29 protein-coding genes are annotated in these 26,692 nt (G+C 72.7%); 22 read left to right on the forward strand and 7 right to left on the reverse strand.

Annotated features, from left to right (window positions below; translation table 11 throughout):
- Positions 1-42: 42 nt before the first annotated feature.
- A complete protein-coding gene (locus tag ABZ479_RS34105; protein ID WP_500465165.1) occupies positions 43-651 on the forward strand; it encodes an HU family DNA-binding protein in 609 nt (202 codons plus the stop codon).
- A gap of 76 nt (positions 652-727) precedes the next feature.
- On the opposite strand, the gene ABZ479_RS34110 is transcribed toward ABZ479_RS34105, so the two are convergent.
- Together ABZ479_RS34110 and cofC are read right to left on the reverse strand one after the other, a co-directional pair.
- Positions 728-946 carry a hypothetical protein gene (locus tag ABZ479_RS34110; RefSeq protein ID WP_500465166.1) on the reverse strand — a complete coding sequence of 73 codons (219 nt, stop codon included), beginning with the start codon at positions 944-946 and terminating at the stop codon, positions 728-730.
- A 10-nt stretch (positions 947-956) separates the two neighbouring features.
- Positions 957-1,670 (reverse strand): 2-phospho-L-lactate guanylyltransferase, encoded by a 714-nt coding sequence (cofC, locus tag ABZ479_RS34115; protein WP_500465193.1) that lies wholly within the window; start codon positions 1,668-1,670, stop codon positions 957-959.
- Positions 1,671-1,959: 289 nt separating this feature from the next.
- Here cofC and ABZ479_RS34120 point away from each other — a divergent pair, with 289 nt between their 5' ends.
- From ABZ479_RS34120 to ABZ479_RS34130, 3 genes are read left to right on the forward strand one after another with little or no spacing between them, the layout of a single operon-like run.
- Positions 1,960-2,685 (forward strand): lysophospholipid acyltransferase family protein, encoded by a 726-nt coding sequence (locus ABZ479_RS34120; protein WP_500465167.1) that lies wholly within the window; start codon positions 1,960-1,962, stop codon positions 2,683-2,685.
- A 50-nt stretch (positions 2,686-2,735) separates the two neighbouring features.
- Positions 2,736-3,683 (forward strand): NAD(P)H-dependent glycerol-3-phosphate dehydrogenase, encoded by a 948-nt coding sequence (locus tag ABZ479_RS34125; RefSeq protein WP_500465194.1) that lies wholly within the window; start codon positions 2,736-2,738, stop codon positions 3,681-3,683.
- A 27-nt stretch (positions 3,684-3,710) separates the two neighbouring features.
- Positions 3,711-4,847, forward strand: coding sequence for a D-alanine--D-alanine ligase family protein (locus tag ABZ479_RS34130; RefSeq protein WP_500465168.1), 1,137 nt, complete (start codon positions 3,711-3,713; stop codon positions 4,845-4,847).
- Between the two features lie 33 nt (positions 4,848-4,880).
- Here the strand turns inward: ABZ479_RS34130 and ABZ479_RS34135 are convergent, their stop codons facing one another.
- Both ABZ479_RS34135 and ABZ479_RS34140 read right to left on the reverse strand, forming a co-directional pair.
- Entirely contained in the window at positions 4,881-5,345 is a 465-nt protein-coding gene (locus ABZ479_RS34135; RefSeq protein WP_500465169.1) for a DUF3515 domain-containing protein, read from the reverse strand.
- Between the two features lie 50 nt (positions 5,346-5,395).
- Positions 5,396-5,629, reverse strand: a complete 234-nt coding sequence (locus ABZ479_RS34140) for an Lrp/AsnC family transcriptional regulator (protein ID WP_018562083.1) — start codon at positions 5,627-5,629, stop codon at positions 5,396-5,398.
- 155 nt (positions 5,630-5,784) lie between these two features.
- Between ABZ479_RS34140 and ABZ479_RS34145 the strand changes: the two genes are divergently transcribed.
- Both ABZ479_RS34145 and thiD read left to right on the forward strand, forming a co-directional pair.
- Positions 5,785-6,744 (forward strand): thiamine-phosphate kinase, encoded by a 960-nt coding sequence (locus ABZ479_RS34145; RefSeq protein ID WP_499602217.1) that lies wholly within the window; start codon positions 5,785-5,787, stop codon positions 6,742-6,744.
- Between the two features lie 22 nt (positions 6,745-6,766).
- Positions 6,767-7,555, forward strand: coding sequence for a bifunctional hydroxymethylpyrimidine kinase/phosphomethylpyrimidine kinase (thiD, locus tag ABZ479_RS34150; RefSeq protein ID WP_499602216.1), 789 nt, complete (start codon positions 6,767-6,769; stop codon positions 7,553-7,555).
- A gap of 104 nt (positions 7,556-7,659) precedes the next feature.
- On the opposite strand, the gene rpmB is transcribed toward thiD, so the two are convergent.
- The gene (gene rpmB / locus ABZ479_RS34155) at positions 7,660-7,845 is read right to left on the reverse strand and encodes a 50S ribosomal protein L28 (protein ID WP_014628431.1); all 186 of its coding nucleotides are present in this window, start codon (positions 7,843-7,845) and stop codon (positions 7,660-7,662) included.
- A 269-nt stretch (positions 7,846-8,114) separates the two neighbouring features.
- Between rpmB and ABZ479_RS34160 the strand changes: the two genes are divergently transcribed.
- From ABZ479_RS34160 to mutM, 11 genes are all read left to right on the forward strand, one after another.
- Positions 8,115-9,830 carry a DAK2 domain-containing protein gene (locus ABZ479_RS34160; protein WP_500465170.1) on the forward strand — a complete coding sequence of 572 codons (1,716 nt, stop codon included), beginning with the start codon at positions 8,115-8,117 and terminating at the stop codon, positions 9,828-9,830.
- Positions 9,831-9,982: 152 nt separating this feature from the next.
- Positions 9,983-10,837, forward strand: coding sequence for a calcium-binding protein (locus tag ABZ479_RS34165; protein ID WP_500465171.1), 855 nt, complete (start codon positions 9,983-9,985; stop codon positions 10,835-10,837).
- A 141-nt stretch (positions 10,838-10,978) separates the two neighbouring features.
- Positions 10,979-13,177, forward strand: a complete 2,199-nt coding sequence (recG, locus tag ABZ479_RS34170; RefSeq protein ID WP_500465172.1) for an ATP-dependent DNA helicase RecG — start codon at positions 10,979-10,981, stop codon at positions 13,175-13,177.
- A 95-nt stretch (positions 13,178-13,272) separates the two neighbouring features.
- Complete coding sequence (locus tag ABZ479_RS34175) at positions 13,273-13,818, forward strand: helix-turn-helix domain-containing protein (RefSeq protein ID WP_500465173.1); 546 nt, start codon at positions 13,273-13,275, stop codon at positions 13,816-13,818.
- Positions 13,819-13,888: 70 nt separating this feature from the next.
- Positions 13,889-14,470, forward strand: a complete 582-nt coding sequence (gene rsmD, locus ABZ479_RS34180; protein WP_500465174.1) for a 16S rRNA (guanine(966)-N(2))-methyltransferase RsmD — start codon at positions 13,889-13,891, stop codon at positions 14,468-14,470.
- Positions 14,471-14,505: 35 nt separating this feature from the next.
- Positions 14,506-14,985 carry a pantetheine-phosphate adenylyltransferase gene (coaD, locus tag ABZ479_RS34185; RefSeq protein ID WP_499602207.1) on the forward strand — a complete coding sequence of 160 codons (480 nt, stop codon included), beginning with the start codon at positions 14,506-14,508 and terminating at the stop codon, positions 14,983-14,985.
- Positions 14,986-14,995: 10 nt separating this feature from the next.
- Positions 14,996-16,087 (forward strand): ATP synthase subunit B family protein, encoded by a 1,092-nt coding sequence (locus ABZ479_RS34190; RefSeq protein WP_500465175.1) that lies wholly within the window; start codon positions 14,996-14,998, stop codon positions 16,085-16,087.
- A gap of 181 nt (positions 16,088-16,268) precedes the next feature.
- Positions 16,269-16,808, forward strand: a complete 540-nt coding sequence (locus tag ABZ479_RS34195; RefSeq protein WP_500465176.1) for a YceD family protein — start codon at positions 16,269-16,271, stop codon at positions 16,806-16,808.
- Between the two features lie 2 nt (positions 16,809-16,810).
- The gene (rpmF, locus tag ABZ479_RS34200) at positions 16,811-16,984 is read left to right on the forward strand and encodes a 50S ribosomal protein L32 (protein WP_026251550.1); all 174 of its coding nucleotides are present in this window, start codon (positions 16,811-16,813) and stop codon (positions 16,982-16,984) included.
- 19 nt (positions 16,985-17,003) lie between these two features.
- Positions 17,004-17,753 carry a ribonuclease III gene (gene rnc / locus ABZ479_RS34205; protein WP_500465177.1) on the forward strand — a complete coding sequence of 250 codons (750 nt, stop codon included), beginning with the start codon at positions 17,004-17,006 and terminating at the stop codon, positions 17,751-17,753.
- Between the two features lie 94 nt (positions 17,754-17,847).
- On the forward strand, positions 17,848-18,747 hold the full coding sequence (gene mutM / locus ABZ479_RS34210; RefSeq protein WP_500465178.1) for a bifunctional DNA-formamidopyrimidine glycosylase/DNA-(apurinic or apyrimidinic site) lyase: 900 nt from the start codon (positions 17,848-17,850) through the stop codon (positions 18,745-18,747).
- Here the strand turns inward: mutM and ABZ479_RS34215 are convergent.
- The gene (locus tag ABZ479_RS34215) at positions 18,690-19,148 is read right to left on the reverse strand and encodes a winged helix-turn-helix transcriptional regulator (RefSeq protein ID WP_500465179.1); all 459 of its coding nucleotides are present in this window, start codon (positions 19,146-19,148) and stop codon (positions 18,690-18,692) included. The two genes, mutM and ABZ479_RS34215, sit on opposite strands and share 58 nt — an antisense overlap.
- A 122-nt stretch (positions 19,149-19,270) precedes the next feature.
- Here ABZ479_RS34215 and ABZ479_RS34220 point away from each other — a divergent pair, with 122 nt between their 5' ends.
- Positions 19,271-20,167: a phosphotransferase gene (locus ABZ479_RS34220; protein ID WP_500465180.1), complete on the forward strand. Its 897-nt coding sequence runs from the start codon at positions 19,271-19,273 to the stop codon at positions 20,165-20,167.
- A gap of 262 nt (positions 20,168-20,429) precedes the next feature.
- The gene (locus ABZ479_RS34225; RefSeq protein WP_500465181.1) at positions 20,430-20,783 is read left to right on the forward strand and encodes a hypothetical protein; all 354 of its coding nucleotides are present in this window, start codon (positions 20,430-20,432) and stop codon (positions 20,781-20,783) included.
- Between the two features lie 250 nt (positions 20,784-21,033).
- Here the strand turns inward: ABZ479_RS34225 and ABZ479_RS34230 are convergent, their stop codons facing one another.
- A complete protein-coding gene (locus tag ABZ479_RS34230) occupies positions 21,034-21,942 on the reverse strand; it encodes a CAP domain-containing protein (protein ID WP_500465182.1) in 909 nt (302 codons plus the stop codon).
- Between the two features lie 124 nt (positions 21,943-22,066).
- Between ABZ479_RS34230 and ABZ479_RS34235 the strand changes: the two genes are divergently transcribed.
- The 3 genes from ABZ479_RS34235 to smc all read left to right on the forward strand — a co-directional run bounded on the left by ABZ479_RS34235 (position 22,067) and on the right by smc (position 26,686).
- Positions 22,067-22,348 carry an acylphosphatase gene (locus ABZ479_RS34235; RefSeq protein WP_026251710.1) on the forward strand — a complete coding sequence of 94 codons (282 nt, stop codon included), beginning with the start codon at positions 22,067-22,069 and terminating at the stop codon, positions 22,346-22,348.
- A gap of 413 nt (positions 22,349-22,761) precedes the next feature.
- Positions 22,762-22,950, forward strand: coding sequence for a hypothetical protein (locus ABZ479_RS34240; protein WP_319131640.1), 189 nt, complete (start codon positions 22,762-22,764; stop codon positions 22,948-22,950).
- A gap of 175 nt (positions 22,951-23,125) precedes the next feature.
- Positions 23,126-26,686: a chromosome segregation protein SMC gene (gene smc / locus ABZ479_RS34245; protein ID WP_500465183.1), complete on the forward strand. Its 3,561-nt coding sequence runs from the start codon at positions 23,126-23,128 to the stop codon at positions 26,684-26,686.
- Positions 26,687-26,692: the final 6 nt, after the last annotated feature.

Consider the following 26,692-nt stretch of genomic DNA (forward strand, 5'->3'; position numbering starts at 1 on the left):
AGCCCGAACTTCATCGCCGGGCAAGTTTCCGAAGGGGAAGACGTGAACAAGGCGCAGCTCGTTGAAGCGATTGCCGACAAGCTCGGCGGCCGTCAGCAGGCCGCGGACGCGGTCGACGCCGTCCTGGACGCGATCGTCCGTGCGACGGTCAGCGGGGACCGGGTCTCGGTCACCGGCTTCGGCTCGTTCGAGAAGGTGGAGCGTCCCGCCCGCTACGCCCGCAACCCCCAGACCGGGGAGCGGGTCCGGGTCAAGAAGACCTCCGTCCCGCGCTTCCGCGCCGGTCAGGGCTTCAAGGACCTGGTCAGCGGGTCGAAGAAGCTCCCCAAGATGGGAGAGGTCTCCGTCAAGAAGGCGCCCAAGGGCAGCCTGAGCGGAGGCGTCACCGCCAAGGCCACCACCAAGAAGGCCGCCGCGAAGAAGACCACGGCGAAGAAGGCCGCCACCAAGGCGGCCACGGCCAAGAAGACCACCGCCGCCAAGACCACGGCCAAGAAGACCACCGCGGCCAAGGCGACCACGGCGAAGAAGGCGACCGCCAAGAAGACCACGGCGAAGAAGGCGACCGCCAAGAAGACCGCCCCGGCCAAGAAAGCGCCCGCCAAGTCGGCGGCCCGGAAGACCGCCACCAAGCGGGCCGCGAAGCGGTAACGATTCCGCGGCCCCGTACACGCCGACGGGCCGGGTACCCCTGGGTCAGGGGTACCCGGCCCGCGTCGTCGTGTGCTCAGGCCCCCGGGTCGGGGAAGGTCTGCAGCGTCACGAACACCACCCGGCGCCCGTCCCCGCTGCCCTCCGTGTGGATCCGTACCCGTTGACCGGGCCGCAGCAGCCGCAGGCCCCCGGCGTCGAACGCCGCCGCGTCGAACGGCAGCGGCGTCCCGTCGTCCAGCAGCACGCTGCCGGCACGGGTCTCGGGGTCGTAGGTGTACGCGGTGGCCTGCATGGGCCTCAGCCTATCGGGCACCGCCGCCCGGGGCCGGTGCCCCCGCGGCCGGGCACCCGGCCGGGCCGGGTGCGGGGGAACCGTCCTGCGGCGCCGCCCGAAGTCCCGGCAGCAGCAGCGCCCGCGTGTGCGGCCCGGCGCCCAGCAGCAGGGCGGCGGCCAGGTCCTCGCCCGTATCGACGTCCCGGCGCACGGAGTCCACGTCCGGCAGGGCGATCTCACGGGCGCCGGAGGCCCGGTGGCGAGCCCGCGAGGGCCCCCCGAAGGCCGGCGCGAGGGCGGTTCCCGCGGTGGCCGCCAGCAGCGTGGTGCCGATTCCGGCCGCGTCGGCCAGAAACGACCGCCCTGGGCGCCGCGCGGCCGCGCGGAGCACCGTGGCCAGTTCGGCGGGCCGCAAGGCCGGGAGATCGGCGTTCAGGGCCGCCACGGCGGCGGTGGGGTGGTGCCGGCGGACCGCTTCGGCGCCGTGCCGCAGCGCGGCGTTGAGGCCGGCCGCCGGCGAGTCCGGCACGACGCGCGCCCCCAGGGCCGCCAGCGCGGCCCCGGCGAGCGGGTCATCGGTGACGACCGTCACGTTTCGTACCACCGCGCAGGCCAGCGCGGCGGCCACCGTGTCCTGCGCGAAGGCCAGTGCCAGCCCGGGCCGCACGGGGCCGACGGCCTCCGCGAGGCGGCTCTTGGCGGCGGCCAGCGGCTTCAGCGGGACGACGAGCGACCATTCCACGGGTGGCGACACCGAACTATTGTGCTCGGGTCCCACGGGCCCACCGCCACCCTGCCCCAACCCCCCTTCCCGGCGGCCCGCCTCCGGGTGCACGATCTCCCTGGCACGTGCCCTGGCTCCCCGGCCCGGCGCCCGCGCCGGGGGCGCGCCCCCCGAGGGCCTTCGCCCTGGCGTTACGGTGGCCCTTCCGGCGACACTTGTGCGGCCGCACCGGCCGTACGGTGCCGCCGACCACAGCAGGCCGCGGTCCGGTGATCCCGGGCCGGCGGCGGAACGAGGAGGAGTTCTGGTGTCCCGCCGCAGAATCGGCTTCTGGTACCGGCTCGCAGCCGTCATCGCCAAACCGCCGCTCGTCGTTCTCTTCAAGCGGGACTGGCGTGGAATGGAGCACATTCCGGTCCAGGGCGGATTCATCACGGCGGTCAACCACAACTCGTACCTCGACCCCCTGTCGTACGCGCATTTCCAGTACAACACCGGACGGGTCCCGCGCTTCCTGGCGAAGGCGCCGCTGTTCAAGCCCGCCTTCGTCGGCGCGATCCTGCGCGGCACCGGCCAGATCCCCGTGTACCGGGAGAGCACCGACGCCGCCAACGCCTTCCGCGCCGCGGTGGACGCCATCAACTCCGGCGAGTGCGTCGCCTTCTACCCGGAGGGCACGCTGACCCGCGACCCCGAGATGTGGCCGATGGTGGGCAAGACCGGCGTGGCCCGGGTCGCGCTGATGACCAAGGCCCCCGTGATCCCGGTCGCCCAGTGGGGCGCCAACGAGGTCATGCCGCCGTACGCCAAGGACAAGAAGGTCCGCCTCTTCCCGCGCAGGACGCTGCGGGTCGTCGCCGGACCGCCGGTGGACCTGTCGGCCTTCCACGGCCAGGAGGCCAACGCCGAGGTGCTCAGGGACGCCACCGACACCATCATGGCCGCGGTCAGCGAGCTGCTGGGCGAACTGCGCGGTCAGACACCGCCCGCCGAGCGCTTCGACCCGCGCAAGCAGAAGGGGACCACCAAGTGACGACGCGCTGCGCGGTCTACGGCGCGGGCTCCTGGGGCACCGCCTTCGCGATGGTGCTCGCGGACGCCGGCGCCCAGGTGACCATGTGGGGCCGCCGCCCCGAGGTCGTCGAGGCCGTCAACAACACGCGCAGCAACCCGTTCTACCTCCCCGGTACCGAGCTGCCCGCGACGATCACCGCCACCACCGACCCCGCCGAGGCCGCCCGGGACGCGGAGTTCGTGATCCTCTCCGTACCGTCGCAGACGCTCCGCGGCAACCTGGCCGAGTGGCAGTCGCTGCTGCCCCGCGACTCGGTGCTGGTCAGCCTGATGAAGGGCGTCGAACTCGGCACGGCCAAGCGGATGAGCGAGGTCATCGAGGAGGTCGCCAAGGCGGGCCCGGAGCGCGTCGCCGTGCTGTCCGGCCCCAACCTGGCCAAGGAGATCGCCGCGCGGCAGCCCGCCGCCAGCGTCGTCGCCTGCCGCGACGAGGCCGTCGCCAAGCGGCTGCAGGCCGCCAGCCACACCGCGTACTTCCGCCCGTACACCAACACCGACGTGGTCGGCTGCGAACTCGGCGGCGCGGTGAAGAACGTGATCGGCCTGGCGGTCGGCATCGCCGACGGCATGGGCCTGGGCGACAACACCAAGGGATCGCTGATCACGCGCGGCCTGGCCGAGACCACCCGGCTCGGCATCGCGCTCGGTGCCGACCCGCTGACCTTCTCCGGTCTCGCGGGCCTGGGCGACCTGGTCGCGACCTGCTCCTCGCCGCTGTCCCGCAACCACACCTTCGGTTTCAACCTGGGCCAGGGCATGACGCTGCAGGAGACCATCGCGGTCACCCGGCAGACCGCCGAGGGCGTCAAGTCCTGCGAGTCGGTCCTCGACCTGGCCCGCCGGCACGGCGTCGACATGCCCATCACCGAGACCGTCGTCGACATCGTGCACAACGGGAAGCAGCCGGTCGTCGCGGTCAAGGAGCTGATGTCGCGCTCCGCCAAGTCGGAACGCTGACGTCCGGAACGGTAAGGTCAACGCGACATGAGCATTCAGCCTTCTTCCCGCAAGCCGCGCGTCGCGGTCGTCTTCGGCGGACGCAGCTCCGAGCACGCCATCTCGGTCGTCACCGCAGGCGCCGTACTCAGCGCGATCGACCGCGACAAGTACGACGTGCTGCCGATCGGGATCACCACCGACGGCCGTTGGGCGCTCACCGCCGACGACCCGTCCCGGATGGCGATCGCCGACCGGGCGCTGCCGAGCGTCGAGCAGCTCGCCGAGTCCTCCGACGGCTCGGTGGTGCTGCCGGTGGACCCGGCCAGCCGCGAGGTCGTCTACAGCGAGCCCGGCTCGGTGCCCAAGGTCCTCGGCGACGTCGACGTCGTCTTCCCCATGCTGCACGGCCCGTACGGCGAGGACGGCACCCTCCAGGGGCTGCTGGAGCTCTCCGGCGTGCCCTACGTCGGCTCCGGCGTGCTCGCCTCCGCCGTCGGCATGGACAAGGAGTACATGAAGCGGGTCTTCGTCTCCTTCGGCCTGCCGGTCGGCCCGTACGTCGTCATCCGCCCCCGCGAGTGGGAGAACGACCCGGCCGCGGCCCGCGCGAAGGTCGTCGAATTCGCCGCCGACCACGGCTGGCCGGTCTTCGTCAAGCCCGCCCGCGCCGGGTCCTCGATGGGCATCAGCAAGGTCAACGACCTCGCCGGCCTGGACGAGGCGATCGAGGAGGCCCGACGGCACGACCCCAAGGTGCTCGTGGAGTCGCTGCTGCGGGGCCGCGAGATCGAATGCGGTGTCCTGGAGTTCGAGGACGGTCCCCGCGCGTCGGTGCCCGCCGAGATCCCGCCGGTCACCGCGCACGACTTCTACGACTTCGAGGCGAAGTACATCGACTCCGCCGAGGGCGTCGTCCCCGCGCCGCTGACCCCGGAGCAGACCGCCGAGGTGCAGCGGCTCGCCGTGGCCGCCTTCGACGCGGCCTCCTGCGAGGGCCTGGTCCGCGCGGACTTCTTCCTGCAGGAGGACGGCGAGTTCGTGATCAACGAGATCAACACGATGCCGGGCTTCACGCCGATCTCCATGTACCCGCGCATGTGGCGGGAGAGCGGCGTCGGCTACGCGGAACTGGTGGACCGGCTGATCCAGGCCGCGCTGCGGCGCTCCACCGGCCTGCGCTGAGCCCGACCGGACGGGAGCCTTACCCCCGGTGCGTCAGAGCTCGGAGGGGATCGTCGTCTCCACCGCGTGCCCGAGGTCGGTCAGCGGATTGACCTCGGGCGCATACCGGGCGGGTACCGTCACCTCGACGAAGGCCTTGCGGCCGGTCGTCGTGAAGCGGTAGCCGTCGCCGGTCGGCTCGACGAGCCAGCTGACGCCGTTGACCTCCACCGCGTCCGCGGTGGGGTTGTACGACGGGTTGCCCGGGGTCAGCATCTCGGGTCGCGGCACGCCGCAGCGCAGCACCACCGTAGGATCCCCCCAACCGGCGGTGAGGTCGGAGACGGGACGCACCGACCGCTTCGACAGGCCGTCGACCTTGCCCGGCAGCGCGTCGTGGAGCGCGCCGCACATCCGGGCGGCGGAGGCGGAGGGCGACGGAACGGCGACCCCGCCCGCGTCACCGCCGGAGGCGGAGATCCAGACCGCCGCCGCGGACACGCACGCGGCGGCGGACACGGAGACTAGCGCTACCCGGCGGTACATCACCCGCCGAGCCTACAGGGGGCCTACAGATGGACGACCGGACAGGTCAGGGTGCGGGTGATCCCCTCGACCTGCTGCACCTTCGCCACCACGAGGCGCCCCAGGTCGTCGACCGTGTCGGCCTGGGCGCGCACGATCACGTCGTACGGGCCGGTGACGTCCTCGGCCTGGATGACCCCGGAAATCTTGGAGATCACCTCCGCTACTGCCGAGGCCTTCCCTACCTCGGTCTGGATCAGAATGTACGCCTGTACCACGGAACCTCCAGGGCGGCTACGAGGATCATGTGGGAGGGAACGTCACGGTACCGCGTCGCCGCATGCCGCGGGGAGACCCGCGCGGTACCGGCCGTGCCGAAGCCGCCGCGCAAGCGCACACAGAAGGGGACCGGCCAGGTGAAGGGGACAGTCAGATGAAGGGCACCGTGGGCGAACTGGGGGAGTTCGGGCTCATCAGGGAGTTGACCGCCCGGCTCACCTCCAGCCCCGCCGTCCGGCTCGGACCGGGTGACGACGCCGCCGTGGTGGCGGCCCCGGACCGGCGGGTGGTGGCCACCACCGACGCGCTCGTGGAGGGGCGGCACTTCCGCCGCGACTGGTCCACCGCCTACGACGTGGGCCGCAAGGCCGCCGCGCAGAACCTCGCCGACATCGCCGCCATGGGCGCCGTGCCGACCGCGGTGCTGCTCGCCCTGGTCGTCCCGGCCGACCTGCCGGTGACCTGGCCGGTCGAGCTGATGGACGGCATCCGGGACGAGTGCCAGGTGGCCGGCGCGGCCGTGGTCGGCGGCGACGTCGTCCGCGGCGACACGATCATGCTCTCCATCACCGCACTGGGTGACCTGCGCGACCGCGAACCCATCACCCGATCCGGTGCCCGGCCCGGCGACGTCGTCGCCGTCACGGGCTGGCTGGGCTGGTCCGCGGCGGGACTCGCCGTCCTCTCCCGGGGGTTCCGCTCCCCGCGCGCCTTCGTCGAGGCCCACCGCCGCCCCGAACCGCCGTACCACGCCGGTCCCGCCGCCGCGGAACTCGGCGCGACGGCCATGACCGACGTCAGCGACGGGCTCGTCGCCGACCTCGGCCACATTGCCGCCGCCAGCGGGGTCGCCATCGACCTCTCCTCCGCCGACATCGACGTCCCGGCGCAGATGGCCGACATCGGCCAGGCCGTCGGGGTCGACCCGCTGCACTGGGTGCTGACCGGGGGAGAGGACCACGCGATAGTCGCCGCCTTCCCCCCGGACACGAAGCTGCCCGCCCGCTGGCGGGTCATCGGCCGGGTGGTGAAGGCCACCACGGCGCCCCAGGTCACCGTGGACGGCGCTCCCTGGGACAAGGCCGGCGGATGGGACCACTTCGGGGCCGAGTGACGGCGGCGACTAGATTCGCCCCATGACGATTCCACCGCGCGTGCTCACCGTCGCCGGCTCCGACTCCGGCGGCGGCGCGGGCATCCAGGCCGACCTGAAGACCATGCTCGCCCTCGGCGTCCACGGGATGAGCGTGGTCACGGCCGTCACGGCGCAGAACTCGCTGGGCGTCCAGGGCGCCTGGGAACTGCCCGTGGAGGCCGTACGGGCCCAGTTCCGCAGCGTGGTGGACGACATTGGCGTGCAGGCGGTCAAGACCGGGATGCTCGCCTCGGCCGGGCTCGTCACCGCCGTCGCCGAACTCCTCGCCCCGCTCGACGTCCCCGTGGTCGTCGACCCGGTCGGTGTCTCCAAGCACGGCGACCCGCTGCTCGCCGCCGACGCCGTCGAGGTCGTCAGGACCCGGCTGTTGCCGCTGGCCACCGTCGCCACCCCCAACCTTGACGAGGTGCGCCAGATCACGGGCGTCGTCGTGGACGGCGAGCCGGCCATGCGCGAGGCCGCGGCCGCCGTCCTCAAGTGCGGGCCCCGCTGGGCCCTGATCAAGGGCGGCCACCTCAGCGGCGACGCCGTCGACCTGCTCACCGACGGCAGCAGCGAGCACTGGCTGCGCGGCCCGCGGCATGACAACCGCCACACCCACGGCACCGGCTGCACCCTGGCCTCGGCCGTCGCCTCGTTCCTCGCCCGGGGACTGGACGTCCCGGAGGCGGCCCACGCCGCCAAGGAGTACGTCACCGGCGCCATCGCGGCCGGCTTCCCGCTGGGCGGCGGCATCGGCCCCGTGGACCATGCCTGGCGGCAGCGCTGACGGATCCCGCCGGCCGACGTGTGGGAGGTCACAGCAGAAAGCCGGTCCACCCGAGGGTGGACCGGCTCCGGCAGCCGCAAGGCTGCGCTACGACGTCCTATGCGTCAGCGCGCGACCTTGCCGGCCTTGATGCACGAGGTGCAGACGTTGAGGCGCTTCGGCGTCCGACCGACCACGGCACGCACCGTCTGGATGTTGGGGTTCCAACGACGGCGAGTACGGCGGTGCGAGTGCGAGATGTTGTTGCCGAAGCCCGGCCCCTTGCCGCAGACGTCGCAGTTGGCAGCCACGGGTCACTCCAAAGACTTCAGATGCACTAACGGATAAATCCCGGCGGCGCCGTCGCCCGTCCAAGTGCATTGAAGGAGGACCGGTGGTGCCGTGGGACGGCCCGGGACAGCCCCGGGCAACCGGAGCAGCATACTACGACCGCTCCTGTCCCTCGAAATTACCATGGTCAGCGGTACGGGGCGGTCGCCCGGAGGGCCCCGGCGCTCAGTACGCTGCGTGCGGACACCTCCCCACCCCAGGTCCCCGGCCGCCCCCGCAGGAGGAACACGTGCCGCCGACGCTCGACCCCCCCGCGGTGCGCGCATGGTGCCGGCTGTCCCTCCAGGCACTGGGGCGGGCCCGCGAGGAGATCGACGCGATCAACGTCTACCCCGTCGCCGACGGGGACACCGGCACGAACCTCTTCCTGACCGTGGAGTCCGCCGCCCAGTCCGTGGACGCCGTCTTCGAGGGCCACGCCGCCTCGGGAAGCACCCCTGACCTCACCTCGTGCCTGCGCTCCATGGCGCACGGCGCGCTCATAGGGGCGCGCGGCAACTCCGGGACGATCCTGGCCCAACTGCTGCGCGGCATGGCCGAGGTCCTCACCGTGGACGCCGGCGACCTGCGTCCGGCCCTGCGCCGGGCCGCGGAGTCCGCGTACCAGGCGGTCGCGCACCCGGTCGAGGGCACGATGCTGACCGTCGCCACGGCCGCCGCGGAGGCCGCCTCCGCGGCGAGCGGCGGCGTCCACGAGGTGTCCCGGGCCGCGTACGAGGCGGCCCGCCTCGCGCTGGCGGCAACTCCGCGGCAACTGGCCGTCCTCGGTGACGCCGGTGTCGTCGACGCCGGCGGGCGCGGCCTCGTCGCCGTCCTGGGCGCCCTCGCTGACGCGGTCTCCGGGCAGGCCCCGATGGGCCCGCTCGACGACGCCCTGCGGGTGCCGCTGCCCAGGGGCGCGTCCCCGGTCGTGCCGTACGGCTGCGCTGCCGCGGGCGAGGGCGCGGACGGCGGCGACCCGCACGCGGTGCCCGGCGGGCCGGGCTTCGAGGTCATCTACCTCCTGGAGGCGCCCGACCGCGCCGTCCCCGCGCTGCGCACGCGGCTGGACCGGCTCGGCGACTCCCTGGTGGTCGTGGGCGGGGACGGGCTGTGGAACGTCCACGTGCACGTCGACGACGTGGGCGGCGCCATCGAGGCGGGGATCGAGGCCGGCCGGCCGTACCGCATCAAGGTCACGCACTTCGGGGACCAGGCGAGGGCGATGGAGCGCGGGCGCCGCGGGACGAGCGGCGTGCACGGGACGAGCGGCGTCCACGGGGAGGGCGAACGGGGCGAGCGTGCGGTGCGTGCGGTCGTCGCCGTGGTGCGCGGCGAGGGCCTGGCCTCGCTCTGCGCCCGGGCCGGCGCCACCGTGGTCGCGGTACGGCCCGGAGAGCCGCCCGCGAGCGGCGACATCGCGGAGGCCATCCGCCGGGCCCACGCCCGCGAGGTCGTCCTGCTGCCCAACGACGTCGAACTGCGGCACGCGGTGGGCGCCGCGGCCGAACAGGCCCGCGCGGAGGGCGTCCGCGTGGCCCTCATCCCCACCCGGTCCGCGGTCCAGGGCATCGCGGCCATCGCCGTCCACGAGCCCACCCGGCGCTTCGACGAGGACGTCGTCGCCATGACCTCCGCGGCCGGCGCCACGCGCTACGCCGAGCTCGCCGTCGCGGAGGCCCAGTCCTGGACCATGGCCGGCGTCTGCCAGGGCGGGGACGTCCTCGGGCTCATCGACGGGGACGTCGCGGTGATCGGCGGGAACCTCGTGGAGACCGGGATCAACGTCCTGGACCGCATGCTCGCGGCGGGCGGGGAGATGGTCACCCTCGTCATCGGGGCGGACGCGCCCGCGGACCTGGCGGACCGGCTCGAGGCGCACGTCCGCGACAGCCACCTCGCGGTCGACACGGTCGTCTACGACGGCGGCCAGGAGACGTGCCCGCTCCTGATCGGCGTGGAGTAGGCCCCGCTCGCCGGGCGGGGGCCGCCGTACATGAACGGCAGGCGCGGCCGTGCGGCCCGTCCGGTGACCATGTCGGCATCCCGCAAAAGCCGTTCGACCGGCGGGCGACGGTCGGGAGGGATTCCTCGGCACGGCCGGACAGCGCGTCCACAGTGGTCACGACGGCAACGTCACCCGCCGGGGGGAACACGGCGGGACCGCACCGATGTGGGGGCAATCATGAACTGCGCATCCGCTCCGCCGCGGCCGTCGCGGTCGGCGCCCTGGCCCTGTCCGCCCTCGCGCTGCCGTCCGTCCAGGCGGCTCCCGCGGCCGCACCGGGCGGCACGCGGATATCCAACGTGATCGTCAACGGCGGCAAGTCCATCGTGGTCGACTCCTCGGGCAGGGCCTCCGTCACCGTCAAACTCACGGCCTCCGACCCGGACGGCATCAGCGACGCGGGCGGGATCCTCTACCACGGCAAGGACGTCAACCACGACGACTGGGGCGTGGTGCTCCCCAGCTACGGTGTGCACGCCGTCACCAGCTACACCTGCACCCTGGTGCTGAAGAGCACCTCGGACTACCGGCACTTCGGCGTGAGCAAGAACGCGCAGGCCGGCACCTGGAAGATGTGGGCCTACGCGAACGGCCTCAACAACGGGCACTACGTCCAGATCGACCCCGCCAAGACCTTCAAGGTGCTGCGCGCCACCAAGCTGACGGTCAACGCCACCCCGGAGCCGGTGAAGAAGGGCAAGACGATCACGATCACCGGCGCCCTGACCCTCGCGAACTGGGAGAGGCACAACTGCGGCGGCTACGCCGGCCAGAAGGTCGTGCTGCAGTTCCGCAAGGCGGGCACGACCAACTACGTGAACGTCAAGGGCATCCAGTCGAGCAGGACGGGTTCGCTGAGGACCACGGTCAAGGCCGCCCAGGACGGCTACTACCGCTTCAGCTACACCGGTTCGCCGACCGCCGCGCCCGTCGCCGTCGCGGGCGACTACGTCGACGTCAAGTGACCGGATGACCACGGTGTCCCGGGCGGCGCGCCCCAGGCGTCCGCCCGGGACACCCGGCGGCGACGCCCCACCGGCGGCCCGTGCGGCCCGTGCGGCGCCGCGCGCCGCACTTTGTCGGCGGGGTGCGCAAAGATGGACGCGATGTCTGCTGCCCTTGACGAACCCCTCGCCCGATCCGTCGGCGGCCGCACCGCAAAGGTGTTCGCCGACCACCTCGACCTGCGCACGGTCGGGGACCTGCTGCACCACTACCCCCGCCGCTACGCCGAGCGCGGCGAGCTGACCCGCCTGTCCGACCTCCCGCTCGACGAGCACGTCACCGTCGTCGCCCGCGTCGCCAAGGCGACGAAGAAGACGTACGGCGCGGGCAAGGCGCGCCTGGAGGTGGTCGTCACCGACGGTAGCGGTTCGCTGACGCTGGTCTTCTTCGGCCGGGGGGTGTTCAAGCCGGAGCACGATCTGCTGCCCGGCCGCCGCGGCATGTTCGCCGGCAAGGTGTCCGTGTTCAACCGGGCCCTGCAGCTGGCGCACCCCGAGTACCAGTTGCTGGACGCCGAGGACAGCGAGGAGGCCGTGGACGCCTTCGCGAACCGGCTGATCCCGATCTACCCGGCGGTCAAGCAGGTCAACTCGTGGACGATCGCGAAGACCGTGGACACCGTGCTCACCTCCCTGGGGGCCACGCAGTGGGCCGGCACGGGCGAGCCGCTGCCCGCCGCGCTGCGGGAGACGCGGGGGCTCGCGCCGCTGCCTGAGGCGCTGGAGAAGATCCACCGCCCGCGGTCCAAGGCCGACATCATGGTCGCCAAGGAGCGCCTGAAGTGGGACGAGGCGTTCGTACTGCAGGTGGCCCTCGCGCGGCGCAGGGCGGCGGACGACGCGCTGCCGGGCGTACCGCGGGTCCCCGCGGAGGACGGGCTGCTGAAGGCGTTCGACGCCCGGCTGCCGTTCACGCTCACCGAGGGCCAGGAGACGGTGTCGGCGGAGATCTTCGCGGACCTCGCGACGGACCACCCGATGCACCGGCTGCTCCAGGGCGAGGTGGGTTCGGGCAAGACGATGGTGGCGCTGCGCGCCATGCTCGGCGTGGTCGACGCGGGCGGCCAGGCCGCGATGCTGGCGCCGACCGAGGTGCTGGCGCAGCAGCACCACCGCTCGATCTCGGAGATGATGGGCGACCTCGCCGAGGGCGGCATGCTCGGCGGCTCGGACCTGGGCACCAAGGTCGTGCTGCTGACGGGTTCCATGGGGGCCGCCGCCCGCCGCCGGGCGCTGCTGGACCTGGTGACCGGCGAGGCCGGGATCGTCGTGGGCACGCACGCGCTGATCGAGGACAAGGTGCAGTTCCACGACCTGGGCCTGGTCGTGGTCGACGAGCAGCACCGTTTCGGCGTCGAGCAGCGCGACGCGCTGCGCGGCAAGGCCAAGCAGCCGCCGCACCTGCTGGTGATGACGGCGACGCCGATCCCGCGCACCGTCGCGATGACCGTCTTCGGCGACCTGGAGACCTCCGTGCTGGACCAGCTGCCGGCCGGCCGTTCGCCGATCGCCACGCACGTCGTGCCGGCGAAGGACAAGCCGCACTTCCTGTCGCGCGCCTGGGAGCGGGTGCGCGAGGAGGTCGAGAACGGCCACCAGGCGTACGTGGTGTGCCCGCGGATCGGCGACTCGGACGACGAGGCGGACGCGTCGAAGAAGAAGACCGCGGAGGACGAGGCGGAGCGGCGGCCGCCGCTGGCGGTGCTGCAGACCGCCGAGCAACTGGCCAAGGGGCCGCTGGCGGGGCTCCGGGTGGAGGTCCTGCACGGGAGGATGCAGCCGGAGGCGAAGGACGACGTGATGCGCCGCTTCGCCGCCGGCGAGGTCGACGTGCTGGTGGCGACCACGGTGATCGAGGTCGGCGTCAACGTGCCCAACGCCACCGCCATGGTGATCATGGACGCGGACCGCTTCGGCGTCTCGCAGCTGCACCAGTTGCGCGGCCGGGTCGGCCGTGGTTCGGCGGCGGGTCTGTGCCTGCTGGTGTCCGAGATGCCGGAGGCGACCTCGGCCCGCGCCCGGCTGGACGCCGTGGCCGGGACGCTGGACGGCTTCGAGCTGTCGCGCATCGACCTGGAACAGCGGCGTGAGGGCGACGTGCTGGGCCAGGCCCAGTCCGGGACGCGGTCGTCGCTGCGCATGCTGACGGTGATCGACGACGAGGACGTGATCGCGGCGGCCCGCGAGGAGGCCACCTCGCTGGTCGCCGCGGACCCCGAACTGGCCGGTCAGCCGGATCTGCGCAGCGCGCTGGAGAGCCTGGTCGACGCCGACCGCGAGCAGTACCTCGACAAGGGCTGACGGACCGTCATTGTCAGTGCCCCCTGGGAGAATGGACACAGTCCGCGCCGATCCGCCCGGGAATCGGCGTAGTTGGACCTTTGGGGGCTGATTTCATGTCGTTCCGTCATCTGAACGAACTGCCGCTCGGTGAGAAGGTCTTCCGGATCGAGCTCTCCAGCGACGACGACACCACCGTCACCCTGACCCTGGCCGGCTGGTCCGAGGACGACCCGGACACCCTCCTCGCCTCCGGCACCCTCACGCTGCCGCTGACCGACGTCCCGTCCCTGCGCATCGCCCTCAACCGCGCGCTGCGCGCCCTCGCGCTCGTGGCCGACGTGTCCGAGCCCATACCCGACCGCGACGTGCTGCGCGAGCTGTTCCCGGGGCACGGCGCACCCTGGGTGCCGCAGCACGAGGAGGAGCTGGTCCGCCGGTTCCACGACGGCGAGTCCATCGCCCGCGTGGCCGCCCGCTTCGGCCGCACGCCCGACTCCGTCCGGACGAAGCTGCGTGAGCTCGGTCACGACCCGCGCCGCCCCGAGTACTGCCCGCCCGACGGCTGCCTGTCCTGGTCGCGTTACGCCTCGCCCGCGCTCGTCGGGACGGTGGCGGGCTCCCCCCTGCCGGAGGCCGGGGACGAGCAGGGCCGGGACTGACCTACGTATCGTGGGGGAGCGGCGCCGCGCAGGCGCCGTTCCGCCCGCCCACGAGACGAGTGAGCCGCAGATGACCCGCGTGATCGCCGGAGCCGCCGGTGGCCGCCGCCTGGCCGTTCCGCCCGGCAACGGAACCCGACCCACCTCCGACCGGGCGAAGGAGGGGCTGTTCTCCACCTGGGAGTCGCTGCGCGGCGCCCTGCACGGCGCGCGGGTCGCCGACCTGTACGGAGGATCGGGCGCCGTCGGCCTGGAGGCGCTCTCGCGCGGCGCCGCGCACGTACTGCTGGTCGAGGCCGACCCCCGCGCCGCCCGGGTCATCCGGGAGAACGTCCGCCACCTCGGGCTGCCCGGGGCCGAGGTGCGGGCCGGCAAGGCCGAGAAGGTGATCGCGGGAGAACCCCCGGCGCAACCGTACGACCTGGTGTTCCTGGACCCGCCGTACGCCGTCACCGACGACGAGCTCCGCGAGATCCTGCTCACACTCCGCACCCGGGGCTGGCTGGACGCCGACGCCGTCGCCACCGTGGAGAGGAGCACCCGCGGCGGGGAATTCCGCTGGCCCGAGGGGTACGAAGGGATCAGGGCCCGCCGGTACGGCGAAGGGACGCTTTGGTACGGTCGCGCCGCCGACGTTACTGACGCGTCATGAACCACCCGCAGAACCCTCAGAGCGAGGAGTCACCGTTGCGCCGCGCAGTCTGCCCCGGGTCCTTCGACCCCGTCACCAATGGACACCTCGACATCATCGCCCGAGCCTCGCGCCTGTACGACGAGGTCTACGTGGCCGTGATGATCAACAAGTCGAAGCAGGGCCTCTTCCCGATCGAGGAGCGCATCGCCCTCATCGAGGAGGTCACCGCCGAGTACGGCAACGTGCGTGTGGAGGCCTTCCACGGCCTCCTGGTGGACTTCTGCAAGCAGCGCGACATCCCAGCCATCGTGAAGGGCCTGCGCGCGGTCAGCGACTTCGACTACGAGCTGCAGATGGCCCAGATGAACAACGGGCTGTCCGGCGTGGAGACCCTGTTCGTCCCCACCAACCCCACCTACAGCTTCCTGTCCTCCAGCCTCGTCAAGGAGGTGGCGCAATGGGGCGGCGACGTCGCGCACTTGCTGCCGCCCGTCGTGCTGGAGGCCCTCAAGAAGAAGCTCGGGCAGCAGTAGAGTCTGGGACGTGGACGTCCAGAAGAAGCTCGACGAGATCGTGGCCGCCGTGGAGGCCGCCCGGTCCATGCCGATGTCGGCCTCCTGCGTGGTCAACCGTGCCGACCTGCTCGCCATGCTCGAAGACGTGCGGTCGGCGCTGCCCGATTCGCTCTCCCAGGCCCAGCAGCTGCTGGGCGGGCGGGAGCAGATGGTCGAGGAGGCCCGGGCCGAGGCCGGCCGGATCATCGGGGCCGCGCACGCGGAACGCGGTTCGCTGATCTCCGACACCGAGATCGCCCGCCGCTCCCAGCAGGAGGCCGAGCGCATCGTCACGGAGGCGCAGCGCGAGGCCACCGAGATCCGCGCCGAGGCCGACGACTACGTCGACAGCAAGCTCGCCAACTTCGAGGTCGTGCTGACCAAGACCATCGGCTCGGTGGACCGCGGCCGCGAGAAGCTGCTGGGCCACGGCCCGGCCCTCGACGAGAACGGCTACCCGTACGAGGACGACGACGCGCCGGAGCGCAGCGGCGACCCCGAGACGCTCCGCCGCCGCGCCGACGAGTACGTGGACGCCAAGCTGGGCGCCTTCGAGGCGGTCCTCAGCAAGACCCTGGAGGCCGTCGGCCGCGGCCGCCTGAAGCTCACCGGCCACCGCCCCATCGACGAGCTGGGCGACCACCTCGCCCACGACACGGACGCCGAGGGCCAGGTCCCCGGCCAGTCCGACGCCGAGTACCTCGCGGGCCTCGCCGCCCCCGTGGCGCCCGGCGACTACCAGTACGACCCGAACGCCGTGCAGCAGCCCGACTACGGCTACCAGCAGCACGACCCGTACCAGCAACAGCAGCAGGTCCAGCAGCCGGACCCGTACCAGCAGCAGGGCCAGTACGCCGACCCGTACGCCGCGCAGCCGCAGCAGGCGTACTACGACCCGAACTACGGCTGGCAGCAACCGCAGCAGCCGCAGCAGACCGGCTACGAGCAGCAGCAGCACTACGTCCCGCAGCAGCACCAGCAGGGCCAGGGCGCGGCGCTGGACGAGACGAGCTTCTTCGACACCAGCATGATCGACCTGAACCGCCTGCGGGAGCTGGAGCAGGAGCGCGGTTTGGGCTGAGCCCGGGGGACCGGTATCCTGATCCCTCAGCCGTGTGATCCCCGGCGCTTTGGCGTGCCCGCCGTCGTCCCGACGGGCCCGCACCACCGGACCGAAGAAAGCAGGAGCCCTGAACACCCGCCTCGACCACCGCAACCCGCTCGTGTTCGACACGCACGAGCTGGGTCGTCGTCCTGGGGCGATGAAGAAGGTCTCCCGCTCGGTGCCGGCCCCCAAGGACATGGGCATCGAGGTCATCGGTGTCCGCGAGGGCACGGAGATCACGCTGGACCTCCGCCTGGAGTCGGTGATGGAGGGGGTGCTCGTCACGGGCACCGCCCGCGCACCGCTCTCGGGGGAGTGCGTAAGGTGTCTGGAACCGGTCGAGCGCGAGCTCGAGACGGACTTCCAGGAGATGTACTCCTACCCCGACGCCGACACCCGGACCGGTGGGCACCACGGTGCCGCCGACGCCGGTGACGACGCCGAGGAGGAGGACACTCTGTTCCTCGAGGGCGACCTGCTCGACCTCGAGCCCGTGCTGCGGGACGCGGTGGTTCTCGAACTGCCGCTGCAGCCGGTGTGCCAGGACGACTGTCCCGGCCTGTGCTCCGACTGCGGCGCGCGGCTGGCGGACGACCCGGACCACCACCACGAGGTCACCGACATCCGTTGGGCGGCCCTGCAGGAAATCCAGCTGAGCGGTGCCGAGGACGGCGCCGACGAGAACCAGGAGAAGTAGCCGTGGCTGTTCCCAAGCGGAAGATGTCGCGCAGCAACACGCGCCACCGCCGTTCGCAGTGGAAGGCTGCGCCCGTGAGCCTGGTGGCGTGCGAGCGCTGCCACGAGCCGAAGCAGCAGCACATCGCGTGCCCGAGCTGCGGCACCTACAACCGTCGTCAGGTCCTCGAGGTCTGATCGGCGGGTGAGGGGCTCCATGTCGTCAGACGGCGCAACGTCGACGGACGCCGGTAGGGCAGCCTCGTCCCCCGCGGTTCTGGAAGGGCGGCTCGGGTACACACTCGAACCCGCCCTTCTGGTGCGTGCGCTGACCCACCGCTCGTACGCGTACGAGAACGGTGGTCTGCCCACCAACGAGCGCCTGGAGTTCCTCGGGGACTCCGTGCTCGGCCTGGTGGTCACGGACACGCTCTACCGCACGCACCCGGACCTCCCGGAGGGCACGCTCGCCAAGCTCCGGGCCGCGGTGGTGAACTCCCGTGCCCTGGCCGACGTCGGCCGTGGCCTCGACCTGGGCAGCTTCATCCGCCTCGGCCGGGGCGAGGAGGGCACGGGCGGCCGGGACAAGGCGTCCATCCTCGCGGACACCCTCGAGGCGGTGATCGGCGCGGTCTACCTGGACCAGGGCCTGGACGCCGCGTCGGAGCTGGTGCACCGGCTCTTCGATCCGCTGATCGAGAGGTCCTCCAACCTCGGTGCGGGACTGGACTGGAAGACCAGCCTCCAGGAACTCACCGCGGGCGAGGGACTCGGTGTCCCGGAGTACGTGGTCTCCGAGACCGGACCCGACCACGAGAAGACCTTCACGGCTGCCGCCCGCGTCGGTGGTGTCGAGTACGGCACCGGCACCGGCCGCAGCAAGAAGGAAGCGGAGCAGCAGGCCGCCGAGTCCGCCTGGCGCGACATCCGCGCCAAGCGCGACGCGAACGGCACTGTCGCGAGCTGAACCCGTCAGGCCCGTCCGGCCGGCCCCCGAGGCCGCCCGGACGGGCCTTGCGGTTCCCCGGGCGGGGAACCGCCGTCCGAGAGGAGCGCACCGCGTGCCGGAGCTGCCCGAGGTCGAAGTCGTACGCCGGGGCCTGGACCGCTGGGTGAGCGGCCGTACGGTCGCCCGGGCCGAGGTGCTGCACGCCCGTGCCGTGCGCCGCCACCTCGCGGGTGGCGCGGACTTCGCCGCCCGGCTGGAGGCGCAGACCTTCGGTCCCGCCCTGCGCCGCGGCAAGTACCTGTGGCTGCCGCTGGCGGACTCCCCGCTGGCACTCCTCGGCCACCTCGGCATGAGCGGCCAGCTGCTCGTCCAGCCCGAGGACGCGCCCGCGGAGACCCACCTGCGGATCCGGATCGGCTTCGAGGACGACCTCGGCACGGAGCTGCGCTTCGTCGACCAGCGCACCTTCGGCGGCCTGTCGCTGCACGAGTGCGTACCCGGCGACCCCGAGCGGCTGCCGGTGCCCCTGTCGCACATCGCCCGGGACCCGCTCGACCCCCGCTTCGACGACGCGGCCTTCCACACCGCGTTGCGCCGCCGCCGCACCACGATCAAGCGGGCGCTGCTGGACCAGTCGCTGATCAGCGGGGTCGGCAACATCTACGCCGACGAGGCGCTGTGGCGCACCAAGCTGCACTACGAGCGGCCGACCGCGACCCTGACCCGGCCGGTCACCACCGAACTGCTCACCCACATCCGCGAGGTCATGACCGACGCCCTCGCCGCCGGCGGCACGAGCTTCGACAGCCTGTACGTCAACGTCAACGGGGAGTCCGGCTACTTCGACCGCTCCCTCGACGCCTACGGCCGCGAGGACGAGCCCTGCCGCCGCTGCGGCACCCCGATCCGCCGCCGCCCCTGGATGAACCGGTCGAGCTACTTCTGCCCCCGCTGTCAGCGACCGCCGCGCACCGCGGCCGGCGCCACCGCGCTCGTCGTCCGCTCGTCGTAGCTCCGCTGCGCCGTCAGCACCTCGGGCATCCGCGACTCCACGAGCTCGATCAGCGCGAGCAGCCGCTCGGCCGTGTCCCGGCCCAGCGGCGTCAGGCTGTAGTCGACGCGCGGCGGGTTGGTGGGCCGGGGCTCGCGGCGTACGAGGCCGTCCCTTTCGAGCGCGTGCAGGGTCTGCGACAGCATCTTCTCGCTGACTCCGTCGACACGGCGGCGCAGCTCGTTGAACCGCAGCGCCCCGCCGGCCAGCGCACCCAGCGCCAGCGAACCCCACCGGCCGGTCACGTGCTCCAGCGTGGGCCGCGACGGGCAGGAGCGGGCGAACACGTCGAACTCCAGGGCCTCCGGCCCGGCACCACTGCTGCCGCCGGGGGCGTCACAGGTACGCGCGGACGTCTCCATGGGCGGGAGCGTACCCGCCCGCGGCACACCCCATGGGTCGCGCTGCGCCTCGGCGGGGACCCGCCCTGAACCCCTGCCGTGAACCCCGGCGCGCCCCGGGCCGTACGGCGCACAATGGGCGGATGCTTCCCGACGGCCCGCCCTCCCCGGCGTCCCCGGCTCCTCCGCCCGGCCCCGCCGCCACGTACGCCGAGACCGCCGAGCCGCAGGCGGAGATCCCGCTGCTCGGCGGTGACGTGACCGAGGGCGTCGTCCGCGTCGGCGACACCGTCCGCCGCCCGACCGGCGCCCACAGCCCCCTGGTGCACGCCCTGCTCCGCCACCTGGAGGACGCCGGATTCCCCGGCGCCCCGCGTCTGCTCGGCATCGACGCCGCCGGCCGCGAGGTGCTGACCTACGTCACGGGCGAGGTCGCCGGACGTCCGCGGCCCGCCTGGATCGCCGACGAGGACCGCCTCGTCTCGGTCGGCCGCCTGGTCCGCGCCTACGACGACGCGGCCGCCGGCTTCACCCCGCCGGAGGGCGTCGGAGCCCCGTCCGGTCCCGCCCCGCACCCGGACATGCCACCCGCGCCCGACCACCCCGCCGAGGTGATCGGCCACATGGACTTCACGCCCGACAACATCGTCTTCCGCGACGGGCGGGCCGCCGTGCTCATCGACTTCGACCTGGCCAAGCCCGTCCCCAGGGTCGAGGAGATCCACAACGCGATGCTCTACTGGGCCCCGATCGGCGACCCCGCCGACGCCGACCCCCACCTGCGCGGCGTCGACGTCCCCCGCCGCTGCCGCCTCCTCGCCGACGCGTACGGGATGTCCGGCACCGACCGCGGCCGCCTGCTGGAGGTCGCCGTGCTGCGGGCGCGCCGCGCGTGGTTCTCCATGAAGCTGATGGCCGAGACCGAGGGCGGCGGCTGGGCCCGCATGTGGCACGAGGGGGTCGGCGACCAGATCAAACGCCGCGAGGCCTGGCTCGAGCGCCACGGCACCTCGATCGAGGCGGCACTCACCGCCCCGTAGCGCCGGCAACGCACGGCCGCACCCCCACCCCACGGCCGCGTCCCGCGGCACCACGTCCCTCCCGACCACACCCACCACTACGCGGCCGAAGCCGCCGCCGTTCAACGGCCCGCCGGCGCCGGGTGACCACCTCAGCAGCCGAGGAAGTGATCCGGAAGCCCGCTCGGACGGCCCGGAGCGCGGCCCGGGCCGAGATGGAGCGGTATCGCCCTGGGATTTCCGGCCGTGCAAGACCAGTGATCGCCTCGCTTAGTCTCTTGGCATGGAGGACTCCGAGGCGTTCCGCATAGCGGTCAGAGCACAAGCGACGGCCATGCTGGACGGCGTCGCTTCACCGTACGAACTGGCGTTGGAGATATGGGGTCGCGCCATGGGTGAGTGGCCTGGGGCTGACGGAGACGAAGCGTGTTTTTCGCTGCATCTCATGTGGGGCGCGCTGACGGATTGGGTCGAGCTCCGGCCGACGGAAACGGATCAGGCTGAGGCGCACATGATCACGGCGGCCCGTGAGTGGCTGACCATCGAAGGTGACCGACAGGCCGAAGCCGAGTACTTCGATCGTTGGGTCCACGACATTCTCGGATATGAGCGCCAGGCCTCGGCGGCGGATGAATAGGCGATCTTGAAAACCGTCGCGGCAGCGATATCCCCGTGGTCTGAGATCCCGACGGTTTGAAAAGCCGAGGCTCCGGACCCGAACTGAGCCGGACTGACGCTGACCGCGATGGCGGCCGGAGCTTTCGCTTGGGCGCGAGAACGGTATGGGCGACGCACGCACGAAGGCCGCCGTCGATCTCGGTCCCGGAAGGAAACCTGTGATCGACGACGGCCCGCCGCGAGCTACCTGACCTGCGACTACCTCTGCCTCAGTAGCCGAAGTCCTGCGTCCACCAGGGGCCGCCCTCGCCGAACACCGCGCCGACGCCGATCTTCTTGAAGTCGCAGTTGAGGATGTTCGCGCGGTGGCCGTCGCTGTTCATCCAGGCGTCCATGACCTCCTCGGCCGTGGCCTGGCCGCGGGCTATGTTCTCGCCGCCGAGGTCCTTGACGCCCGCCTGGGCCGCGCGGTCCCAGGGGTCGTCGCCGTCGGGGTCGGTGTGGTCGAAGAAGCCCCGGGCGGCCATGTCGGCGCTGAAGTCGGAGGCGAGCTCGGAGAGCTTCTTGTCGGCGTGCAGCGGCTGGCAGCCGGCGGTGGCCCGGACGGTGTTCACCAGGGCCAGGACGGAGACCTCGGCGACGCTCTGGTCGCCGTCCTCCACCTCCTCGTCGCCGCCCGGCACGGTGGTGGCCGCGGGCGGGGACGGGATGGTGGCCGGCGCGGAGGACGCGGAGGGCTGGGGCGCGGCGGGCGTGGTGGGGACCTCGACCGGGGCGGAGCTGGGTGCGGAGGGGGTCGGCGTCGTGGCGGTCACGGGCGCCGACGGCGCCGCCGGGGGCGCGGTCGTACGGGCGTCCCCGCGGCTCGCGGGGGCCGAGGTGTCGCGGTCGGCGGGCACGGCGCCGACGTCCTGGGGGCTCGCGGTGTTCGGCAGCCCGGCGGCCTGGACCTGGCCGGGAGCGTCGTCATGGTACGCGAACCCGCCGGAACCGTCTGGCGAGGGAAGCAGTCCGCTGGAGACGCCGATCGCACCGACGGCCAGCGCGGCGGAGGAGGCCAGCAGCCCGGTGCGCACCGGGTTCTGCTTGCGCCGCCGGGCCCTGCTGCTCTGCCCGCGGTGGCGCGGCGCCTCCGAGAACGGCGCCGGCTCGGAGGCTGTACGGCTGTGGCGGCCCATCCGGTGCAGTCCTTTATGTCGACGGTGTTCACCCGAACGGGTGAGTCCTGTTGCGGCGCGACTGTACCGAAAGACAGGCGGGGCCGGTGTGAACCCTGTGCAACTGGCGGGTTAGCGTGCTTCCATGAACGACGCTGTCCGACTCACGGCCTGGGTGCGAGGCCGAGTACACCAAGTGGGTTTCCGCTGGTGGACGCGGGCGAACGCGCTGGAGATCGGTGGGCTCGACGGCTATGTGAGCAATCTCTCGGACGGACGTGTGCAGATCGTGGCCGAAGGCGACCGGTCCCACTGCGACCGACTGCTCGACTGGCTGCGGACCGGCGACACGCCCGGCCGCGTCGACGGCGTGACCGAGATCTGGGGCGAGCCGCGCGGTGGCTACGAGGGCTTCGCGATCCGCTGAGGCACCGCCCGGCGCACCGCCCCGTCCTCGCAGGTGAGGGGCCGGGCGACAGACCTCCGGCATTCTCACGTGGCAAGAGCGGTAAGGAGGTTGCCATTTCGCGCACCACGTGCGAGGCTGCCGACAACGAGGACGCGGTGATCTTCGGGGAGCGGTTGACGGCCCCGTCCTCCACGCCACGCGGGACGCCCGCGGCGCCGTTCTCGCGCCGTGCTTTCTTAGGCGCACCCGACGACCGGGCTGTGATCGTGTTGACCGTCCAACCATTTGGTGAGACGCTGGAAGCCCCGCGCACCGCAGCTGTAGGCATGGCAAAGGGCAGCTTCGGCGCACACGGCGCGGGTGCCTCTAACCCCTCACAAACGACCCACACCGCTCCCCGGTCGGTCACTCAGCGTGGAGGACCATCCATCATGGCAAAGGCGCTTCTCGGTTACGTCGGCGGCCCCGACCCTCGACTCCTCGCCGAGATGCGAAGGCTGCAGCAGCGTGTCCAGGACCTGGAAACCGAGCTCGTACGGATCCAGGCCGAGAACGATGCGCTGGCCGCCGCCTCGCACGAGCTCGTCGACGTACCTCACGCGGAGCCGGTTCTCGCCTGACTCGGCCTTTCGGCCGGTCAAGTGGAAACGACTCCGTTTGGGAATGTGCAAGGGACGCCCCGGCGTCCCTTCGTCGTTTTCCGCCCCGTTGCCCTCCCATGATCTCCGCCCTTGCCTTGCATGTGCCCCCCGCATTCCTCGGTGAAACCGGGAGCGGGAGGTAGAGTCCAACGGCGTGCACCTCAAGAGCCTGACCCTGCGCGGGTTCAAGTCATTCGCCTCGGCGACGACACTGCGGTTCGAACCCGGAATCACCTGTGTCGTCGGCCCGAACGGTTCCGGCAAGTCCAACGTCGTGGACGCGCTGTCCTGGGTCATGGGCGAACAGGGCGCCAAGTCGCTGCGCGGCGGAAAGATGGAGGACGTGATCTTCGCCGGCACGACGGGGCGGCCGCCGCTCGGCCGCGCCGAGGTGTCGCTCACGATCGACAACAGCGACGGTGCCCTCCCGATCGAATACGCCGAGGTCACCATCACGCGGATCATGTTCCGCAACGGTGGCAGCGAATACCAGCTCAACGGTGACACCTGCCGTTTGCTGGACATCCAGGAACTGCTCTCCGACTCCGGTATCGGCCGCGAAATGCACGTCATCGTCGGTCAGGGACAACTGGATTCGGTGCTGCACGCCGATCCGATGGGCCGCCGCGCCTTCATCGAGGAGGCGGCCGGCGTCCTCAAGCACCGCAAGCGCAAGGAAAAGGCGCTGCGCAAGCTGGACGCCATGCAGGCGAACCTGGCCCGCGTCCAGGACCTGACGGGGGAGCTGCGCCGTCAGCTCAAGCCGCTGGGACGGCAGGCACAGGTGGCCCGCCGGGCGGTGGTCATCCAGGCCGACCTGCGTGACGCCCGGCTGCGGCTGCTCGCCGACGACCTGGTCACCCTGCGGGACGCGCTGCGCTCCGAGGTCGCCGACGAGGCCGCGCTCAAGGAGCGCCGCGACGCCGTCGAGACGGACCTGGCGGCCGCCGTGCAACTGGAGGCGCGGCTGGAGGAGCAGGTCAGGGCGCTCGCCCCGCGGCTCGCCGACGCCCGGGCCACCTGGTACGGACTGTCGCAGCTGGCCGAGCGGGTCCGCGGCACCATTGGCCTGGCAGAGCAGCGCGTACGTCATGCCACCGCGCAGCCGACCGAGGAGCGGCGCGGCCGCGACCCGGAGGACATGGAGCGCGAGGCCGCCCGCATCCGCGAGCAGGAGGCGGAACTCACCGACGCCCTGGAGGCCGCGCAGCGCGCCCTGGACGACACCGTCGACCACCGCGCCGAGCTGGAACGCCGCCTCGCCGAGGAGGACAAGGCGCTCAAGGCCGCGGCCCGGGCCATCGCCGACCGCCGTGAGGGCCTGGCCCGGCTGCAGGGCCAGGTCAACGCCGCCCGCTCCAAGGCCGGGTCCGCCGAGGCCGAGATCGGCCGGCTGGCCGCGGCCCGCGACGAGGCGCGCGAGCGCGCCGAGTCCGCCCAGGAGGAGTACGAGGAACTGCGCGCCCGGGTCGAGGACCTGGACGCCGACGACTCCGAGCTCGACGAGCGCCTGGAAGCCGCCAAGGACGAGCAGGCCCGCGCCGACGAGGCGCACTCCGCCGCCCGCGAGGCCGCGACCGCCGCCGAACGCCGACGGGCCGCGCTCGCCGCCCGCCACGACGCCCTCGCCCTCGGCCTGCGCCGCAAGGACGGCACCGGCGCCCTGCTCGCCGCGGGCGACCGGCTGGCCGGGCTGCTCGGCCCCGCCGCCGAACTGCTCACCGTCGCCCCGGGCCACGAGGTGCCGGTGGCCGCCGCGCTGGGCGCCGCCGCCGACGCCGTGGCCTTCTCCGGCCCGTCCGCCGCCGCCGAGGCGCTGCGGCTGCTGCGCAAGGACGACGCGGGCCGCGCCGCGCTGCTGGTCGCCGGCGAGAGCGGCCCGCAGGAGCAGGCCACCGAGGTGCCCGCGGGCGCGCGGGCCGCGGCCGCACTCGTCAGCGGCCCCGACGAACTGCTCCCGGCCGTGCGACGTCTGCTGCGGGACCACGTCGTCGTGGAGAGCCTCGCCGAGGCCGAGTCACTGGTCGCCGCCCACCCGCGGCTGATCGCGGTGACCGCGGAAGGCGACGTCCTCGGCGCCCACTTCGCGCACGGCGGCTCGGCCGGCGCCCCCAGCCTGCTGGAGGTCCAGGCCGCCGTCGACGAGGCCGCCGCCGAGCTGGAAGCGCTGGCCGGGCGCTGCGAGACGCTCGCGGAGGAGCAGGCCGCGGCCAAGGAACGCCGGGGGGCGGCCGGCCGGGTGGTCGACGATCTGACGCAGCGTCGCCGGGCCGCGGAGAAGGAGAAGTCGGCCGTGGCCCAGCAACTGGGCCGGCTGGGCGGCCAGGCCCGCGCCGCGGCGGGGGAGGCGGAACGTTCTGCCGCCGCCGTGGGCCGCGCGGAGGAGTCGCTGGCGGCCGCCGTGGAGGAGTTCGAGGAGCTCTCCTTCCGGCTGAGCGAGGCGGAGGCCGCCCCCGCCGACGAGGAGCCGGACACGTCCGTGCGGGACCGGCTGGCCGCCGACGGCGCCAACGCCCGCCAGACGGAGATGGAGGCCCGGCTCCAGGTCCGTACCCACGAGGAGCGGGTCAAGGGCCTGGCCGGACGCGCGGACGGCCTGGACCGCGCGGCCCGCGCCGAACGCGAGTCCAGGGCCCGGGCCGCCCGCCGCAAGGCGCGCCTGGAGTACGAGGCGCAGGTCTCCTCCGCGGTGCTGAAGGGGGCTCAGGGCCTGCTGGCGTACGTCCAGGTCTCGCTGGGGCGCGCGGACGAGGAGCGGGGCGCGGCCGAGCGCGCCAAGGCCGAGCGCGAGGCCGAGCTGGACACCGCCCGCCGCCGGGGCCGTGAGCTGAAGTCCGAACTGGACCGGCTGACCGACTCCGTCCACAAGGGCGAGGTGCTGGGCGCCGAGAAGCGCATGCGGATCGAGCAGCTGGAGGGCAAGGCGCTGGAGGAGTACGGCGTCGAGCCCGCGGGGCTGGTCGCGGAGTACGGGCCCGAACAGCTCGTGCCGCCGTCGCCGCCCGCCGAGGGCGAGGTGCTGCCGGAGGACCCGGAGCACCCCCGCAACACGCCGCGCCCCTACCACCGGGGCGAGCAGGAGAAGCGGCTGAAGGCGGCGGAGAAGGCGTACCAGCAGCTGGGCAAGGTCAACCCGCTGGCGCTGGAGGAGTTCGCGGCGCTGGAGGAGCGCCACAAGTTCCTCTCGGAGCAACTGGAGGACCTCAGGAAGACCCGGGCCGACCTGCTGCAGGTGGTCAAGGAGGTCGACGAGCGGGTCGAGCAGGTCTTCACCTCGGCCTACCACGACACCGCGCGGGAGTTCGAGGGCGTCTTCTCCCGGCTCTTCCCCGGCGGTGAGGGCCGGCTGATCCTCACCGACCCGGAGAACATGCTCACCACCGGTGTGGAGGTGGAGGCCCGTCCGCCGGGCAAGAAGGTCAAGCGGCTGTCGCTGCTGTCGGGCGGCGAACGCTCGCTGACCGCCGTGGCGCTGCTGGTGTCGATCTTCAAGGCCCGGCCGAGCCCGTTCTACGTGATGGACGAGGTCGAGGCCGCGCTGGACGACACCAACCTGCAGCGGCTGATCCGCATCATGCGGGAGCTGCAGGAGAGCTCGCAGCTGATCGTCATCACCCACCAGAAGCGGACGATGGAGGTCGCCGACGCGCTGTACGGCGTGTCCATGCAGGGCGACGGCGTGTCGAAGGTGATCAGCCAGCGCCTCAAGGCCTGATCGACC

Origin of the sequence: Streptomyces sp. NPDC005722 (assembly GCF_040630935.1) — a bacterium.
Lineage (GTDB): Bacteria > Actinomycetota > Actinomycetes > Streptomycetales > Streptomycetaceae > Actinacidiphila.